18 protein-coding genes are annotated in these 16,120 nt (G+C 59.7%); 11 read left to right on the forward strand and 7 right to left on the reverse strand.

The window, feature by feature from the left end; genetic code table 11:
* From P8X48_03685 to P8X48_03700, 4 genes are all read left to right on the forward strand, one after another.
* A partial coding sequence (locus P8X48_03685; protein ID MEJ2106419.1) for an RtcB family protein occupies nt 1-885 on the forward strand: 885 nt, incomplete at its 5' end.
* The gene (locus P8X48_03690) at nt 827-1,627 is read left to right on the forward strand and encodes a DUF72 domain-containing protein (GenBank protein ID MEJ2106420.1); all 801 of its coding nucleotides are present in this window, start codon (nt 827-829) and stop codon (nt 1,625-1,627) included. The genes P8X48_03685 and P8X48_03690, both read left to right, overlap by 59 nt.
* Nucleotides 1,628-1,656: 29 nt before the next feature.
* On the forward strand, nt 1,657-3,474 hold the full coding sequence (locus P8X48_03695) for an adenosylcobalamin-dependent ribonucleoside-diphosphate reductase (protein MEJ2106421.1): 1,818 nt from the start codon (nt 1,657-1,659) through the stop codon (nt 3,472-3,474).
* A gap of 85 nt (nt 3,475-3,559) precedes the next feature.
* Nucleotides 3,560-4,033: a peroxiredoxin gene (locus P8X48_03700; GenBank protein ID MEJ2106422.1), complete on the forward strand. Its 474-nt coding sequence runs from the start codon at nt 3,560-3,562 to the stop codon at nt 4,031-4,033.
* 12 nt (nt 4,034-4,045) lie between these two features.
* Here P8X48_03700 and P8X48_03705 read toward each other — a convergent pair whose 3' ends face one another.
* The 5 genes from P8X48_03705 to P8X48_03725 form a co-directional block, all read right to left on the reverse strand.
* Entirely contained in the window at nt 4,046-4,390 is a 345-nt protein-coding gene (locus P8X48_03705; GenBank protein ID MEJ2106423.1) for a hypothetical protein, read from the reverse strand.
* Nucleotides 4,390-5,325: a selenium metabolism-associated LysR family transcriptional regulator gene (locus P8X48_03710; GenBank protein MEJ2106424.1), complete on the reverse strand. Its 936-nt coding sequence runs from the start codon at nt 5,323-5,325 to the stop codon at nt 4,390-4,392. Before P8X48_03710 ends, P8X48_03705 begins: the two co-directional genes overlap by 1 nt.
* Nucleotides 5,326-5,466: 141 nt before the next feature.
* Entirely contained in the window at nt 5,467-6,591 is a 1,125-nt protein-coding gene (locus P8X48_03715) for a PilT/PilU family type 4a pilus ATPase (protein ID MEJ2106425.1), read from the reverse strand.
* A gap of 184 nt (nt 6,592-6,775) precedes the next feature.
* Entirely contained in the window at nt 6,776-7,258 is a 483-nt protein-coding gene (locus P8X48_03720; protein ID MEJ2106426.1) for a DsrE/DsrF/DrsH-like family protein, read from the reverse strand.
* Between the two features lie 85 nt (nt 7,259-7,343).
* The gene (locus tag P8X48_03725) at nt 7,344-7,571 is read right to left on the reverse strand and encodes a sulfurtransferase TusA family protein (GenBank protein MEJ2106427.1); all 228 of its coding nucleotides are present in this window, start codon (nt 7,569-7,571) and stop codon (nt 7,344-7,346) included.
* A 396-nt stretch (nt 7,572-7,967) separates the two neighbouring features.
* On the opposite strand from P8X48_03725, the gene P8X48_03730 reads away from it, so the two are divergent.
* The 6 genes from P8X48_03730 to soxB all read left to right on the forward strand — a co-directional run bounded on the left by P8X48_03730 (nt 7,968) and on the right by soxB (nt 13,934).
* A complete protein-coding gene (locus P8X48_03730) occupies nt 7,968-9,440 on the forward strand; it encodes a M48 family metalloprotease (protein ID MEJ2106428.1) in 1,473 nt (490 codons plus the stop codon).
* A 347-nt stretch (nt 9,441-9,787) separates the two neighbouring features.
* Nucleotides 9,788-10,198, forward strand: a complete 411-nt coding sequence (gene soxX / locus P8X48_03735) for a sulfur oxidation c-type cytochrome SoxX (GenBank protein MEJ2106429.1) — start codon at nt 9,788-9,790, stop codon at nt 10,196-10,198.
* A gap of 71 nt (nt 10,199-10,269) precedes the next feature.
* Complete coding sequence (gene soxY, locus P8X48_03740; GenBank protein MEJ2106430.1) at nt 10,270-10,737, forward strand: thiosulfate oxidation carrier protein SoxY; 468 nt, start codon at nt 10,270-10,272, stop codon at nt 10,735-10,737.
* 49 nt (nt 10,738-10,786) lie between these two features.
* Entirely contained in the window at nt 10,787-11,101 is a 315-nt protein-coding gene (gene soxZ, locus P8X48_03745; GenBank protein ID MEJ2106431.1) for a thiosulfate oxidation carrier complex protein SoxZ, read from the forward strand.
* Nucleotides 11,102-11,171: 70 nt separating this feature from the next.
* A complete protein-coding gene (gene soxA, locus P8X48_03750; protein ID MEJ2106432.1) occupies nt 11,172-11,999 on the forward strand; it encodes a sulfur oxidation c-type cytochrome SoxA in 828 nt (275 codons plus the stop codon).
* A 165-nt stretch (nt 12,000-12,164) separates the two neighbouring features.
* Nucleotides 12,165-13,934: a thiosulfohydrolase SoxB gene (gene soxB / locus P8X48_03755; GenBank protein MEJ2106433.1), complete on the forward strand. Its 1,770-nt coding sequence runs from the start codon at nt 12,165-12,167 to the stop codon at nt 13,932-13,934.
* 51 nt (nt 13,935-13,985) lie between these two features.
* On the opposite strand, the gene P8X48_03760 is transcribed toward soxB, so the two are convergent.
* Nucleotides 13,986-14,381, reverse strand: coding sequence for a hypothetical protein (locus tag P8X48_03760; GenBank protein ID MEJ2106434.1), 396 nt, complete (start codon nt 14,379-14,381; stop codon nt 13,986-13,988).
* A gap of 216 nt (nt 14,382-14,597) precedes the next feature.
* Between P8X48_03760 and P8X48_03765 the strand changes: the two genes are divergently transcribed.
* Nucleotides 14,598-15,464: a phosphoribulokinase gene (locus P8X48_03765; GenBank protein ID MEJ2106435.1), complete on the forward strand. Its 867-nt coding sequence runs from the start codon at nt 14,598-14,600 to the stop codon at nt 15,462-15,464.
* 50 nt (nt 15,465-15,514) lie between these two features.
* On the opposite strand, the gene thpR is transcribed toward P8X48_03765, so the two are convergent.
* Nucleotides 15,515-16,084, reverse strand: a complete 570-nt coding sequence (gene thpR / locus P8X48_03770) for an RNA 2',3'-cyclic phosphodiesterase (protein MEJ2106436.1) — start codon at nt 16,082-16,084, stop codon at nt 15,515-15,517.
* Between the last annotated feature and the right edge of the window lie 36 nt (nt 16,085-16,120).

The raw sequence follows: 16,120 nt of genomic DNA on the forward strand, positions 1-16,120 counted from the left end.
GCCGTGTGGGCGCTGGAGAACGGCTGGGGACGTACGGAGGACCTGGAGCGCATCGAGGAACGCGGCTGCATGACAGGTGCGGACCCGCGTGCCGTCTCGGCTCATGCCAAGAAACGCCAGCACCGCGAAATGGGTACGCTGGGGTCGGGCAATCACTATCTCGAGGTGCAGCACGTCACCGATGTCTACGATCCCGATACCGCCGCCAGATTTGGTCTGCGCGGCGGGGACGTGGTCCTCAGCATCCACTGTGGGTCCCGCGGCCTGGGCCACCAGATCGGAACCGAGTTCCTCAAACGCATGGTCACCGAGGCACCGCGTTACGGGCTGTCGCTGCCTGATCGCGAACTGGCCTGCGCGCCGCTGGAATCACCCCTGGGCGAGGAGTATCTCGGTGCCATGCGCGCCGGCATCAACTGCGCGCTGGCGAACCGCCAGATTGTCACCCACCTGGCGCGCGAGGCCTTCGCCCGCATCCTGCCCCAGGCCGACCTGCGCCTGCTGTATGACGTGTCACACAATACCTGCAAGGAAGAGGAACACACCGTCGATGGCCGGCCGCGGCGCCTGTTCGTGCATCGCAAGGGTGCAACACGCGCCCTCGGCCCCGGTCATCCAACCCTGCCTGACGGGGGTCCGCGACCCGGCAATGGCATGGCCGCCAGCTCGTGGACGAGCTTGCCACGCGCGGGATTGTCATTCGCAGCCCGAGCATGCGCGGCGTCGCCGAGGAGGCCCCAGGGGCCTACAAGGATGTCACCGCGGTGGTGGATGCCAGCGACGCCGCCGGCCTTGCCCGGAAGGTTGCCCGACTCGAGCCCCTGGTATGCGTCAAGGGCTGAACCCTGCACCAATTTACATTGGCACCAGTGGCTGGAACTATGACCACTGGCGCGACGACTTCTATCGTGGGCTGCGCAGGAATGACTGGCTTTCCTATTGCGCCAGCAAGTTCACCGGCATCGAGATCAATGCCACTTTCTACCGCCTGCAGAATCGCAGCACCTTCGAGCGCTGGCGCGACCAGACCCCGCCCGGATTTCGTTTCACCATCAAGGGCAATCGCTTCCTCACTCACAACAAGAAGCTGAAAGATCCACGACCCCCCATCAAGCTGGAACGCGAGCGCGCCGATGCCCTCGGGGACAAGCTGGCGGCGGTCCTGTGGCAACTGCCGGGCAACTTCCATCTGCACCTCGACCGACTGCAGGAATTCGTCGCAGCCCTCAATTCCTGGAACACCGTGCGTCATGCGATTGAGTTCCGCCATCGCTCCTGGTTCGTCGAAGAAACGCGCCGATGTCTGGCGCAGCGTCGCATTGCGATATGTCTTTCCGATGCAGCGGACTGGCCCCTTTGGGACGAGGTAACCACGGACCTGGTCTACCTGCGCCTGCACGGGCACACCCGCACCTATGCATCGGCGTACGCGCGCGCCTCATTGCAATACTGGGCAAATCGCATTCGCCGGTGGCACCGGGAGGGTCGGACCGTCCACGTCTACTTTGACAACGACGGAGAAGGCGCGGCGCCGCGCGATGCGCGGCGGCTGATGTCCCTGCTGGAAATTTCACCGTCGACGGGGCGGGAGACCGGCTCCCCGGCCGCGCCTGGGATACAATTGTAGGTGAAGCATCCACACGTCGGGATCGCACCATGAGCCAGGAGTTTTTCCTCACCGAAATCTCGCGCCATATCTGGGATACGAAGTATCGCCATCGTGAAGCGGATCGGGTCGTCGACCGGGAGGTGACCGATACCTGGCAGCGCATCGCCCGCGGCCTCGCAGCCGTCGAGCCGGAAAACCAGGAGCAATGGGCAGACCGATTCTACGGCATCCTCGAGGGATTCCGTTTTCTGCCCGGTGGCCGCATCCAGGCTGGAACCGGTACCGCCCACCGGGTCACCCTGTTCAATTGCTTCGTCATGGGTGTGATTGAAGACTCCATGGACGGCATCTTCGACGGCCTCAAGGAAGGCGCGTTGACCATGCAGCAGGGCGGCGGCGTGGGTTATGACTTCTCCACCCTGCGTCCACGCGGGACCTACGCCCGCGCCGCGGGAGCCGTCGCGTCGGGACCGGTTTCCTTCATGCGCATCTGGGACGCCATGTGCGGCACGCTCCTGTCCACCGGCGCGCGCCGCGGCGCCATGATGGCAACCCTTCGCTGCGACCACCCGGACATCGTCGAATTCATCGAGGCGAAGCAGGACCGGATGGCGCTGCGCAACTTCAATCTCTCCATCCAGGTGACGGACGAGTTCATGGAGGCGGTGCGTGCGGACAGTGAATGGCCTCTGGTGTTTCCGGCCGAGAGCATCCAGGGCCGTGAAGGCGAGACCGTAATCCGTGAATGGCCGGGCTACGCCCAGGCGCTCCCGTGCAAGATCGTTGCCCGTGTACCCGCACGGGAACTGTGGCAGCGACTCATGCGCGCCACCTACGAATACGCGGAACCCGGGGTACTGTTTGTCGATCGCATTAATCGAATGAACAACCTCTGGTATCGGGAGCACATCACCGCCACCAACCCCTGCGGCGAGATTCCGCTGCCGCCCTACGGTGCGTGCAACCTGGGATCCGTCAATCTGACCCAATTCATCCAGCGTCCGTTCGCAGACGATGCGCGTGTCGATCTCACAGCGTTGACGTCGACGGTAGCGACGGCCGTCCGGTTGATGGACAACGTTACCACCGCCTCGCGCTTTCCCCTTCCCGCGCAGCGGGACCAGGCCCACCATTCGCGCCGCATCGGGCTGGGTGTCACGGGTCTCGCCGACAGCCTGATTCTGCTGGGCCTGCGCTACGACAGCGATGCCGGTCGCGCGCAGGCAGCCCGGATCATGCGCACCGTGTGCCACAGCGCCTACCGCGCCTCGATCGAGCTGGCGCGCGAGCGTGGCAGCTTTCCGGCGTTCGAAAAGGAACAGTACCTGCAGGGCCGTTTTGTCCAGGCCCTTCCCGAAGACATTCGCGAAGGCATCGCCCGCAACGGCATCCGCAACAGTCATCTCACCGCCATTGCGCCCACCGGCACTATCAGCCTGCTGGCAAACAATATCTCCAGCGGGATCGAGCCCGTCTACGACTGGTCCTACCAGCGTGCGGTGCGGGAGGCCGACGGCAGCCTGGTCCACTACAAACTCACGGATTTCGCCCGGCAACGCTGGTCGGAGGCACACGGCGATACGCCCGTACCGGACACCTTCGTTCGCGCCTGGGAAATCACACCCGAGGCGCACCTGGACATGCAGGCTGCGCTGCAACCTTTTGTCGACAGTGCCATCTCCAAGACCATCAACGTCCCGCCGGACTACGATTACGAGGCCTTCCGCTCTCTCTATGAGACGGCTTACGACAAGGGTCTGAAGGGCTGTACCACCTTCCGCGAGAATCCGGTCACGGGCGCAGTACTGGAAACGACCGCTGCCGCCACGCACCATTGCTGCACCATCGACCGGGAAGCTGACTAGAGTCCCGCCGCCAATCCGGTACTGCCGCCCCCGGTTTGATGTTAGGCTTCGCAGCCGTCAATACTGAAGTGGCGAGGAATCGAACGTGGCAACAAGAAAAGCACGCCTGGGCAAACCCGTCCCCGATCTGAAACTCGCCCTGACCGGCGATCAGGAGATGCGCCTGTCCGACCTGCAGGGCAAGACCGTGGTCCTGTATTTCTATCCGAAAGACAATACCTCGGGCTGTACCGCCGAGGGCGAGGACTTCCGCGACCATCACGCGAAGTTCAAACGCCGCAAGGTCGTCGTTCTCGGTGTTTCTCGCGACAGCCTGAAATCCCACGAAGGCTTCAGGGCGAAGTACAAGTTCCCCTTCGATCTCGTATCCGACCCGGACGAAAAGCTGTGCAAGGCCTTCGATGTCATCAAGGAAAAAAACATGTATGGCAAAAAGGTCATGGGAATCGAGCGCAGCACGTTTATCATCGACGCCGAAGGGGTACTGCGCAAGGAATACCGGAAGGTGAAGGTGCCCGGCCACGTGGAGACCGTACTCGAGGACCTGAAGGAAATCTAGTGTGCTGCGTCGCTAGTCCTGAAGCTTCTCGAAGTGGATACGAAACAGGTTTTCCAGTTCATCGATCACCTCTTCCGCATCACGCCCGCCGGTCAGGTGCTGGGACATTAGTTCCGAGGTCTCGGCGAGCAGGGCCTGCGCATCGAGCATGGGGTAACTGGACCGCAAACGCTTGATGGCGCCAACTACCGATTCGTCATCCGGTCGCGCGATCCACAGCGGTTCCTGTGGCGGCAGCTCTTCCCCATAACGCTCGAGTAGATACTCGGCAAACTCCAGTACCATGTCCTGCTGTGCCGGCGGCAATTGCCGAAACGCGGACTCCAGCCGCTGTTCCTTGTCCGACGGACCACTCATCAGCTTCCCAGGCGTTGTTCCAGCTTGCGATTTCCGGCCGATTTCTTTTCGCAGTGCTCATAGGCGAAGGTCATGAACTCGTCCATGGCACGCAGGCGGAATTTCTGTCGCTGATAGACAATGGAAAACGGTCGTTCCAGGGGCGGTTCCAGGGGCAGGGCAACCAGGGTTCCGAGTTCCAGCTCCTTGGCCACGGTGGCCTGGGAGACGACGGATACGCCCAGTCCGGCCTCCACGGCGCTCTTGACCGCTTCGGGGCTGCCGACTTCCATGCTGATGTTCACGTCCTGGGGCTGGATGTTGCTGGAAGCCAGGTGCTGAAAGATGAAGTCCCTCGTACCCGAACCCTCTTCCCGGCATACAAATGGAACATCCGACAGCATCGTCACCGGGATGGAACTCTCTTTTGCCAGCGGATGATCGGGTGGACAGATGAAAACCAGTTTGTCGTGCCAGCACACCTCCACCGCCAGGTTCTTGTTGGTGATGGGGGACTCCACGATGCCCACGTCCACGGTGTTGTTCTCCACCATGTGGACCACACCCACGGAATTCGACACGTTGAGCCGGATGTTTACCCCCGGATTTCGTTCCTTGAACTCGCCCAGAATACTGGGGAGTACGTACTCGGCGATCGTCGTACTGGCACCAATGATGAGTACGCCGCTGACATCGCCCGTCAATTCACGGATGGCATTGTCCATCTCCCCGTACAGGGAAAGAATGCGATCGGCGTACTCGAACACACGATCGCCCGCCTCCGTCAGACTGATGCGGTTGTGCGTGCGGTCAAAAAGACGGGTGTTGAAGTGCTCTTCGAGCTGGCGAATCTGGAACGTGACCGCCGGCTGGGTCATGTGCAGGGTTTCCGCGGCCTTGGTAAAACTCAACAGCCGCGCAACCGTATGGAATACCTGCAGTCGCCGATCTGCCATGGTGGTTCACGTACCCCGTTGAGAGCAAGGCCGGCCGGGTCCGGCAGGATTTGAGTTCCGTCCGTCGACGGAAAATAGACCCAGAGTATAACCCAATAAGCTGAATTTGTGCCGGTTTTCACCGGCCATCATGGGTGAATCTCAGAAACCTTCGAGCTTGAGTTTCAGATCCGTCGGGCTCGTGGCATACCGCAGGGCCGTATCGGCGTCGATATGCTTGGCCTTGAACAGGTTGAATAGACAGGTATCGAAACTCAACATCCCCTCGGCCAATGTGCCCTTCTTGATCAGTTCGTGCAGTTCCTTGACCTTGATCGGATCGAGGATCAGCTCCCGCGCCAGGGCCGAGGCCGTCAGCACCTCGCACGCCACAATCCGGCCGCTGCCGCCGGCCAGGGGCAGCAATCGCTGGCTGACCACACCCAGGAGATTCTGCGCCAATTTGGCGCGGATACCGGTCTGGGCCTCGGGCGCAAAAGACGTCACGATTCGGGTCACCGTCTCCGCGGCCGCTGGCGAGTGTACGGTCGAAAAAACGAGGTGGCCGGTCTCCGCGGCCGCCAGGGCGGTTTCGATGGTTTCCGGATCGCGCATCTCGCCGAGGAGAATCACATCCGGATCCTCACGCATGGCCGCCCGCATCGCGTCGGCAAAGGTGGACGTATCCACGCCCACCTCGCGCTGGGTAATGATGGATTTCTTCTCCGTAAACAGGAATTCGATGGGGTCCTCGATGGTAATGATATGCTTCGCCTTCATGCGGTTCACTTCATTCACCAGGGAAGCCAGGGTGGTGGACTTGCCCGATCCGGTGGCACCGGTGATCAACACCAGGCCGCGTTCAAACTCGGTGAATTTCTGCACGATCTCGGGAAGGCCCAGCTCCTTGGGTTCCGGCACTTTGGTATTGATCACGCGCAGCACCAGGGCAATGCTGCCGCGCTGGTAGAAAACGTTGGCACGCACGCGCCCGATATCCTTGAATCCCACCGAGAGATCCACCTGGTGGTCACGCTCGAACTGCTTCTGGTGACGCTCGGACATGACGCTGTTCGCAAGCTTTTCCAGGAATGCCGGACTGAGTGGGGGAATCTCGCGCACCGCGCGGAGCACGCCGTCAATCCGGAGAATCGGGTGGTTGCGGCTGCGAATGTGGATATCGGATGCGTTCAGACGCACCGCGAGGGCGAGCACCTGTCCCAGCAATTGTAGTGGGTCGGTATTTTCAGGCAGGGATGCCTGGGGTTCCGTTCTGGCTTCGGACATCGACGTCTTCCGGTCCTACGTTGTGTGATGGGCAGGGACTGCGACGGGAATCCCGACCCGGCACGCCACTTTCACCTGCTAGTGTAGTGCAAATTAGGTTTCCCGCGACCCCCTGTCAACTCGATGGGCCAAAAAGAAAAGGGGCGCCCATGCGCCCCTTTCCCGGTGCCCGAAGCGGGCCGGATCAGATAAACAGGTTAATGTCCGCGTCCCCGGCATAGGCAAGTGCGGTGGACGCTCCGACGTAGTCTGAAACCTCGTCCAGGAAGTCGGTACGCTTCATGTCGAACAGATCCACCGTCATCTGACAGGCGAGGAACTTCACCTCGGCCTCGATGCAAAGGGAACGCAGCTCGGCAATGCTGGCCACGCCCTTACCCTTGATCTTGCTCTTCATCATCATGGTCATCATGGCTTCCATTCCCGGGATTGCCGTACCCAGTACGGGGAACCACTTGTCCATACCCATCGGCATGGGCATACCCGGATTGCCGAGCGGGCTGACCTTGAGCGCGAGCTTCTTGCGCAGCAACTGCAGGCCATAGAAGGTGAAGAACATCTGCACCTCCATACCCAGGGCCGCCGCGGTGGACGCGAGAATGAACGGAGGGTACGCCCAGTCCAGGGTGCCCTTCGTTGCGATAATCATCATTTTCTTGTCTGCCATGTTCCCCTCCTGATCGGTCGATCAACCATACTGACTGTGATAGTGGATTGCGCTTATGTGGACGGCCCACCCAGTGGGTCGCTAACTACGCCTTCTTCTTGATGAGAAAGACGAATTCGCCGCCGGTCTCGGACGACTCCAGAAGCTCATTGCCGGTCTGTTTGGCAAAGGCCTGGAAATCCTTTACGGATCCGGGGTCGGTAGCAACGATGCGCAGGGTCTGCCCGCCGCCGAGATCATTGAGCGCCTTTTTTGCGCGCAGGATCGGCAAAGGGCAATTGAGGCCACGTGCATCGAGTTCTTGGTCTGCCATTGTTCCTCCTGACATAAATCCAGCGATTCTCGCCAATGCCGCGCGGCACCCGCATCCGGGTGTTCGCTACGTCGGAAAGAAACCTCATCCCGGACGGTCCTGTGACGGGGCAAGATTGCCGACGGGGCGCCGGCCCGGGAATTCTGCTCAATTCCCCGCAGTCGCAGGCGGGTCGATTAGAATATTATTTAATTTGAATTGAACAATTTATATAGATTGCCCTGTTCCCAAATAGTTCGCAAGTACTTTTGCCCGCTCAGCGGCGGCAGAAGATCGAACCCCCAAACCGGGAAAATCTCCCTTTAAAACGGAATATTAGGGTTTGAAAACTAAGGCTTTTTTGCTGTATTCTGCGCGAAGATTCCGTAACCGTTGCCACCACCCGGTGGCCTGCGCATGACCCCCGACAATCGCAGTTTCTGGCTCCCGCGATTCCTGATGACGGCGATTCTGGCTGCCGCAATCGCCCTGCCAGCGCTCGCCGCACCGGCAAGCTCCAGCGGACTCCCCGAGCTGGGCCAGGACAGTACGGCTGATATCTCGCCTGCCGAAGAGCGGGAAATCGGCAACAAGGTGATGGTCCAGATCCGTCAGTCGCTGGACTACGTCGCCGACCCGGAACTGAACCACTACCTGGACCGGATCGGGAATTCCCTCGTCGCGAAGATTCGCGGCGGTCATCCGGCATTCCATTTCTTTCTTGTTAACGATCCGACCATCAACGCCCATGCCGTGCCCGGCGGCGTGATCTGGGTGGACATTGGCCTGATCTTCGCCGCACATTCCGAATCGGAACTCGCCGCGGTGCTGGCCCACGAAATCTCCCACATTACCCAGCGCCACTGGCAGCGCATGCTGGTGGAACAAAAACGCTTGTCCGGCGTCACACTGGCCGCGCTGCTGACCTCCATGGTGCTCGCCGCGGGTTCCGGAGATTCCGGGGCGGCCGGACCCGCCCTCGCAGCGATCGCCAACAACGCGGACCGGCAAATGACCTTCACGCGGTCCTTCGAACAGGAGGCGGACCGGGTCGGAATTGGACTGTTGGCGCGCGCGGGATACCGCCCCACGGCCATGGCGGATTTCTTTGGTGAACTGGAAAAAGTGGATCGCATCAACGGCGCCGACGTTCCCGTCTTCGTTCGCAGCCATCCCGTAACCAGCCAGCGCCTGGCCGAGGCCCGTGACAACGCCGCGCGGTTCCCGAAGGTTCACCGGCGGAACAATCATGACTTCTACCTGTTTCGTGCACGCGCCATCGCCCTCTATGGCCTTCCGGCCGGTTCTTCGCTCAAGGACGCGCGCGCACGTCTGGAGAAGGGCAGCAGCCAGGAAGCGGCGGAATACGGATATGCGATTGCGCTGATGGAAAGGAATCAGACGCATTCCGCTGAACAGGAGATCGATCGGTTGTTGCGCAGCCATCCAACGAACGTCCACTACCTGTTGGCGAAGGCAGACATTCTGCTAAAGGCCGGACAGACCCCGGCCGCGGTCGCCCTGTACAAGCGCGCCTTTGCCGGTCGGAAATCCGAAAACTGGCTGACGCAACGATATGCCGCGGCAATGATTGCCGCCGGCCACCCGAAGGATGCCTACACCGTGCTCCGACCCCTGGCGCGCAGCCATCGCAACGACGCACCGCTGCAGAAGCTGTTTGCCCGGGCGGCGGGAGAAACGGGCAAGCTGGTCGAGGCCCATCGGGCGCTGGCGGAATACTATGTGCTCAGTGGCGACCGGGACTCCGCCATGCGCCAGCTTGATATTGCCATGGGCCGCGCCAAGGGTGACTACTATGCGACCGCGCAGATCGAGGCCCGCATGAAAGAACTTCAGGCCCAGGGCCTGGCCGAGAATCAGAAGAAGTAACCCCCCAAAGGCGTGCACGGGAATCTGATATCGGATTCCTATTTCATTATTTAATTATGTACGAACATACCGCACGCGAATGTTGGCGGTCTTGTCCGTGCGCTAAATCGTCCAAACGCATTTACCTTATGCTGTGACGGCCTCGGGGCTTGCTATCGTGGCAAAGGCCTATGTATGCTAACGCCCTCGCGCCGCGGTATCGTTCCACAGAGTAACGAGGCGCAGCGATGCCGAAAGGCGACACCGATTGTCTCAGTACATCGCCAAGAAAGCCCGGACCACCGGAATCAATTAAAAAAAGCGAGACCGGAGAAACCGGATTCACGTAACGGAAGTTAGGAGGAGCAATGCGTAATTTCCCGAAGATCCTCGCCGGAGTCGGCGCCGCAGCCATGTTGATCGGCGGTATGGCGTTTACTTCGCAGGCCTACGCCGTGGGCAATATGCCTAGCCCGGAAGTCTGCAAGAAGGCTACCGATCCAGTGGTCAAGGGCGGCTGTGTCGCCACCGACCGCAAAAAGGGCAACTGTCACGCCTGCCACGCATTCAAGGGGATCGAAAAAACCCGCCTGCAGGCCGGCAACATTGGTCCTGCCCTGAAAAATCTCAAGGCACGCTACACCAAGGCACAAGTTAAGGCCCTGGTCTACGACAAGCGCACGAGTAATCCGCGGACGCTCATGCCACCCTATGGTGCCCACCATATTCTGAGCAGCAAGGAACTCGATGAAGTTGTGGACTGGCTGATGACCCTGTAGGGGTTCCAGACCAGCAAAACACAGCTTTATAACGTCCCCTATTGTATTTGAGGAGAATGCACGTGAATACGATGAAACGCAGAACCTTTCTGAAGGGCGCCATGGCCAGCGGCGTGGTTGCCGTTGCAGCCGGTGCCGGCCTGCTTCGGCCCACCGAGGTCTTGGCCGCGGCAGCCTACCCTTCCGCTGCCTTCAAGACGAAGGGCGTGGAAGACACCCTGAAGTCCCTGTATGGCTCAACGGCCCATTCCGCCAGCTCCAAGATCACACTGGACGCGCCAATTCAGGCGGAGAATGCAGCGGTGGTCCCGGTCACGGTGGAAACCAGCATGAACGCCCAATCCATCGCGATCATGATTCCCAACAACCCGGCCACGCTCGCAGCCAGCGTCGACCTCGCGTCCAATGCAACCGGATACTTCCGTACCCGTGTGAAGATGGGCAAGACCTCCGACATCGTCGCCGTGGTCCGCGTGGGTGGGACGACGTATTCGACGAAGAAGCTGGTCAAGGTAACCGTGGGTGGCTGCGGCGGTTAATACCGGCCGAGACACCCCCACCGAAGAATTAGACGAGAGGAATTCAGAAATGGCTAGACTAACCCGTATCCGGACCCGCAAGGTTGGGTCCCACACCGAGATCCTGGCGCTGGTCAACCACCCGATGGACACCGGCCGCGCCAAGAACAAGAAAACCGGCAAGCTGATTCCGGCGCACTTCATCGAGAAGTTCAATTTCGCCGTGAACGGAAAAGAAGTCGCTTCCGCAAACCTGGGCCCGGCGGTATCCAAGAACGCGATGGTTGGCGTTCGTGTCAGTGGCGTGAAGTCCGGCGACACCGTCACCGTTAGCTGGAACGACAACATGAAAGAAAGCGGATCCGCTTCGCAGAAGGTTCGCTAGGTCATTGCCGGAACATGCCGATCGTCCCTACCACGGCGTCGGCATGCAAAGGTCTCGATAGGAGGAGTTCATGAAAAAAATTGCAACGATACTCATCACCCTTGGGGTGGTCCTCAGCGTACCTCTGGCGGCGAAAGCAGATCCCAAGAGTGACCTGAAGGCCTTTCAGGGCTACTTCCTGAAGAAATTCCCGGGAGTGAAGCTCAGCTCTTTCCACGACGGCGTATACGCGCTTCCGCAAGACAAGGCGGCGCGCGCCCAGTGGGAACAAATCATGGTATTCCCGCCGTACGAGCTGGAACTGGCGAAGGGCAAGAAGTTCTGGGAAGCCAACGGTCTCGCCAGCTGCTTCCGCAACGGCGGCAAGGGCGTCGCGGCCCACTATCCCTACTGGGACAAGCGGGCGAAAGAGGTCCGGACCATCGTTAATGACATCAACAGCTGCCTCGTCAAGAAGGGCAAGAAGGCGATCAAGGATCTGAAGAAGGGAACGATGGCCGAGGTCGTGGCCTACATGAAATCCCTTTCCAACGGTTACAAGATGAAGATCGACGTCTCCGATCCCGGCATGCAGGCCATGTACGAGTACGGCAAGAAGTTCTTCTGGGCCAAGCGCGGCCAGCTGAACTTTGCCTGCGCCGACTGCCACCTGCACGCCGCCGGCAACTTCATTGGCGGCGAGGTGCTCGGCCCCGCCCTGGGCCACGGCACGGGCTTCCCCGTGTACCGTTCCAAGTGGGGCAATCTCGGCACCCTGCACCGCCGTTACGGTGGCTGTAACAAGCAGGTCCGCGCCAAGCCGTTCGCAGCTCAGAGCAAGGAATACAAAGCACTGGAAGTCTATGAGATGTACATGGACACCGGTATTCCGATCAAGGCACCCAGCCAGCGCGGTTAATACGACCCACGGTCGTCAGAAACAGGAGCCCGGCCCCGGTAATTCCGGGCCGGGCTTTTTTCTTCCCGTTTTTTTGGATGGAATTACAGGGAATAAAACGGTGACTTTTCACATCGTTGTACAAATACAAAACTGACATGCGTACGAAGCATTTCGGAGGAATCAATGGGTCTTTCACGACGTGAGTTTCTGCAGGTACTGGCCGCCGCCGCGGCATCCGGCCTGCCCCTGGGCGCAACAGCCAAGAATCGGGATGGCGTGGATGCATTCTACGACATGCCCAAATTCGGCAACGTTCGCCTGCTTCACTTCACCGATTGTCATGCACAATTGCTGCCAATCTATTTTCGCGAACCGTCGATTAACATTGGCATCGGCCAGTCCGTGGGCAAACCGCCCCATCTGGTCGGTGAGCATCTGCTCAAATACTACGGCGTCAAGCCGGGTTCGCGTGATGCCCATGCGTTCACCTATCTGGATTTCGAGCATGCAGCGCATCAGTACGGAAAGGTCGGTGGCTTTGCCCACCTTGCCACGCTGGTGAAGAAACTGCGCTCCGAGGCCCCGGGAGGCCGTTCGCTGCTGCTGGACGGCGGCGATACCTGGCAGGGTTCCGGTACCGCTTTGTGGACCCGTGGCAAGGACATGGTCGGCGCTACCAACCAGTTGGGCGTCGACGTGATGACCGGTCACTGGGAATTCACCTATCACGACACTGAGACAATCGCCAACATCAACGAATTCAAGGGGGACTTTGTCGCACAGAATGTCTTTGTTACCGACGCAGCGGCATTCGACTACAAGTTTGCGGATTTCTCCGGGTTCAATGAGAACACCCTGCGCGCCTTCAAGCCGTACACGGTCAAAAACCTGCACGGCGTCCGGGTGGCGGTGATCGGTCAGGCCTTCCCCTACACCCCTATCGCCAACCCGCGCTACCTGTTCCCGGAATGGAGCTTTGGTATCCGCGACGACAAGATGCAGGAAGTCGTGGATCAGGTCCGTTCGAAGGAGAAACCGGACGTCGTGGTCATCGTATCCCACAACGGCATGGACGTGGACCTGAAGATGGCCTCCCGCGTAACCGGTGTCGACGCCATCTTCGGTGGCCACACCCACGATGCGGTCCCGGGCGTGGTGCCGGTAAAAAACGCCAAGGGCACTACCATGGTCATGAACTCCGGATCAAATGGCAAGTTCGTGTCCGTCCTCGATCTGGACGTGCGTGGAGGCAAGGTCAAAGGCCATCGCTTCAAATTGCTTCCGGTGTTCTCCAACCTGATCGACCCGGACCATGCAATGAATGCATACATCAACAAGGTCCGTGCGCCCTATCTCAATAAGCTGAATGAAAAGCTGGCCGTTGCGGACAGCGTCCTGTACCGCCGGGGCAACTTCAACGGTACGTTCGATCAGATGATATGTGATGCGATGCTGGAGGTGCGCGGAGCGGATATCGCGTTTTCACCGGGCTTCCGCTGGGGTACCTCCATCCTTCCGGGCGACCCCATTACGATGGAGCGGGTGATGGATCAGACCGCGATCACCTATCCAAAGTCCACGCTGAACAATCTGACCGGCAAACAGATCAAGGATCTCCTGGAGGATATCGCCGACAATCTGTTCAACAAGGACCCTTACTACCAGCAGGGCGGCGATATGGTTCGTTTGGGCGGAATGCACTATACCATCAACCCCTCGAAGAACATTGGTCACCGAATTTCGGACATGACCCTTCGTGGGAAACGCATCGACCCGGGGAAGACTTACCTGGTCGCAGGCTGGGCGAGTATCCATCCCCAGGCGGACTCCCTGCCTGATATCTGGGACGTGGTGGCGGACTACCTTCGGGACAAGAAGACGGTCAAGATCAACAAGCCGAACACGCCGATCATCAAAGGGGTCAAGGGAAATCCTGGTCTGGCCTACACCTGAACCAGGGAGATGTAGCAGAAAAGGCCCGGCATCGCCGGGCCTTTTCTTTTCCTAGCGCCGCTCCACACGGAAACGCAGACCCTTTCGTTTTCGCAAGTCGACGCGAACCCGCTGCGGGCTCCATCCGTGCACCTTGTCGTGGGCCTCGACGAACACGATGTGAGTAGAATCAGGAATCACGATTCCACTCTGACCTCGGGTGAACGGCTGTTCATCCTCATGGGGATGAAACAACACGCGGTCGCCCAGAATCTTTCCGCTGGAATCAACGACACGCCACTCGTCCGCATAGTGATCCCAACCAGTATCATGGTGTCGCAAGGTCGTATTCACGGTCCACGAACCCCCCTGATACACGAATTCCGTGGCCACGATCTCCACCTGGTTGGCCCAGGCCGTGCCCAGCGACATCATCGCCACCAGCGCCATGACAGTCCATTTTCTCATTCTTCCTCCGCTCGATTTCTTCCAAACTGCGATTATACCTGCCCTGATCCCGCGGCTCTGCGGCCACGCGCTTGCGTGCTGCCTTGAGGATTGCGACATTTATCCTGTATAAACAGTACGTTATCCCGGTTGGAAGTGGTGCGGGGCCTTGGGGTAGAATCGGCGGCTTCGAGAATTCTGGCCCATAAGACCAACGATTAACGGGGAGTACCCTGCATGTCCGTCAAGCATCCTGTCATCGCCATCACCGGTTCCTCGGGCGCCGGCACGACGACCGTCAAGCGCGCCTTCGAGCACATCTTCCATCGCGAACGAATCAATCCGGTGATCATCGAAGGCGACAGCTTCCACAGATACAATCGCGTCGAAATGAAAGAGGCGGCCGAAAAAGACACGACCGGCCACTTCAGCCACTTTGGTGCTGACGCCAACCTGTTCGACAAGCTCGAGGCCTTGTTCAAGCAGTACGGCGAGACCGGGACCGGGGACAAGCGCCTGTACCTGCATAGCGATGAGGAAGCGGCCCCGTACAAAGGCCTGAAACCCGGCGAGTTCACCCCCTGGGAACCCATACCCGAAGGGACTGATCTGCTGTTCTATGAAGGCCTGCATGGCGGAGTGGTTACCGACACCGCCAATGTCGCGCGCTTTGTGGACCTGCTCGTAGGAGTCGTGCCCATCGTCAACCTGGAGTGGATTCAGAAGATCCATCGCGATGCCGCGGAACGGGGGTATTCGGCCGAGGCAATCGTCGAGACCATTCTTCGGCGTATGCCGGATTACACGCGCTATATCACGCCGCAGTTCTCGCGCACGCACGTGAACTTCCAGCGCGTACCGACCGTGGATACCTCCAACCCGTTCATCGCGCGCGACATTCCGACGCCTGACGAAAGCTTTATCGTCATCCGTTTCCGTGATCCTGACGGGATCGATTTTCCCTATCTCCTGAACATGATCGGCGATTCCTTCATGTCACGCCCCAATACGATCGTGGTACCGGGCGGAAAGATGGGCTTTGCCATGGAACTCGTTCTGACGCCCATGATTCACGAAATGATGGAAAAGAAGAAGAACGCCTAGCTTACCATGGCGCTGAACCGGCCCCGCGTTCTGCAAGGACGCGGGGCTTTTTATTTCCCGCCTGATGTATCGGATGTTTCTTCCAATGTGGGCCAACAGTCCACGTTCACATAGCGGGAGCCGCCCCTGTCGAATTGCGAACGCACCAGACAGATTCGTCTGAAACAGCACTCGACCGGCTCCATTTCCCTTTGTGCCGGCGGCCGGCGAATCTTCCGCAGGAGGGTAATATGCGGCTGAAAATTTCTTCGATCCACATGCAGGCCGGCACCGCGTAGCCGTGCCTGCAGACCTTCGACTACGGTCGCCAGGGCCTCGGGCGGATTGCTGCTGCCGGCCCAGACGACCCGTGCGCGACGAAACCACCCAATGCGGTCGAAACATACATTCACGTCTTGCCACGGGGTTTCCGCCCCAATCTCCCGTATTTGCGGCAACTGCTCCACGGAGACATTTCCCAGAAACACCACAGTCATGTGGATGGCCTCGGGCACAATCAGCTTTCCCGACTGTCCGGCAAGAAGACCGCGACCTACATCGTACAAGCGGCGCTGCTCTGCCGGCTCGGGCCACAGCGCGAAAAACAGTCGTTGCTGCCGTTCGGCTTGCTCCATTTCCATCTACGCCCTCCTTCCACTGCGTTTCACGTAGGCTGG

The sequence above is a fragment of the Acidiferrobacteraceae bacterium genome, assembly GCA_037388825.1.
Lineage (GTDB): Bacteria > Pseudomonadota > Gammaproteobacteria > Acidiferrobacterales > JAJDNE01 > JARRJV01.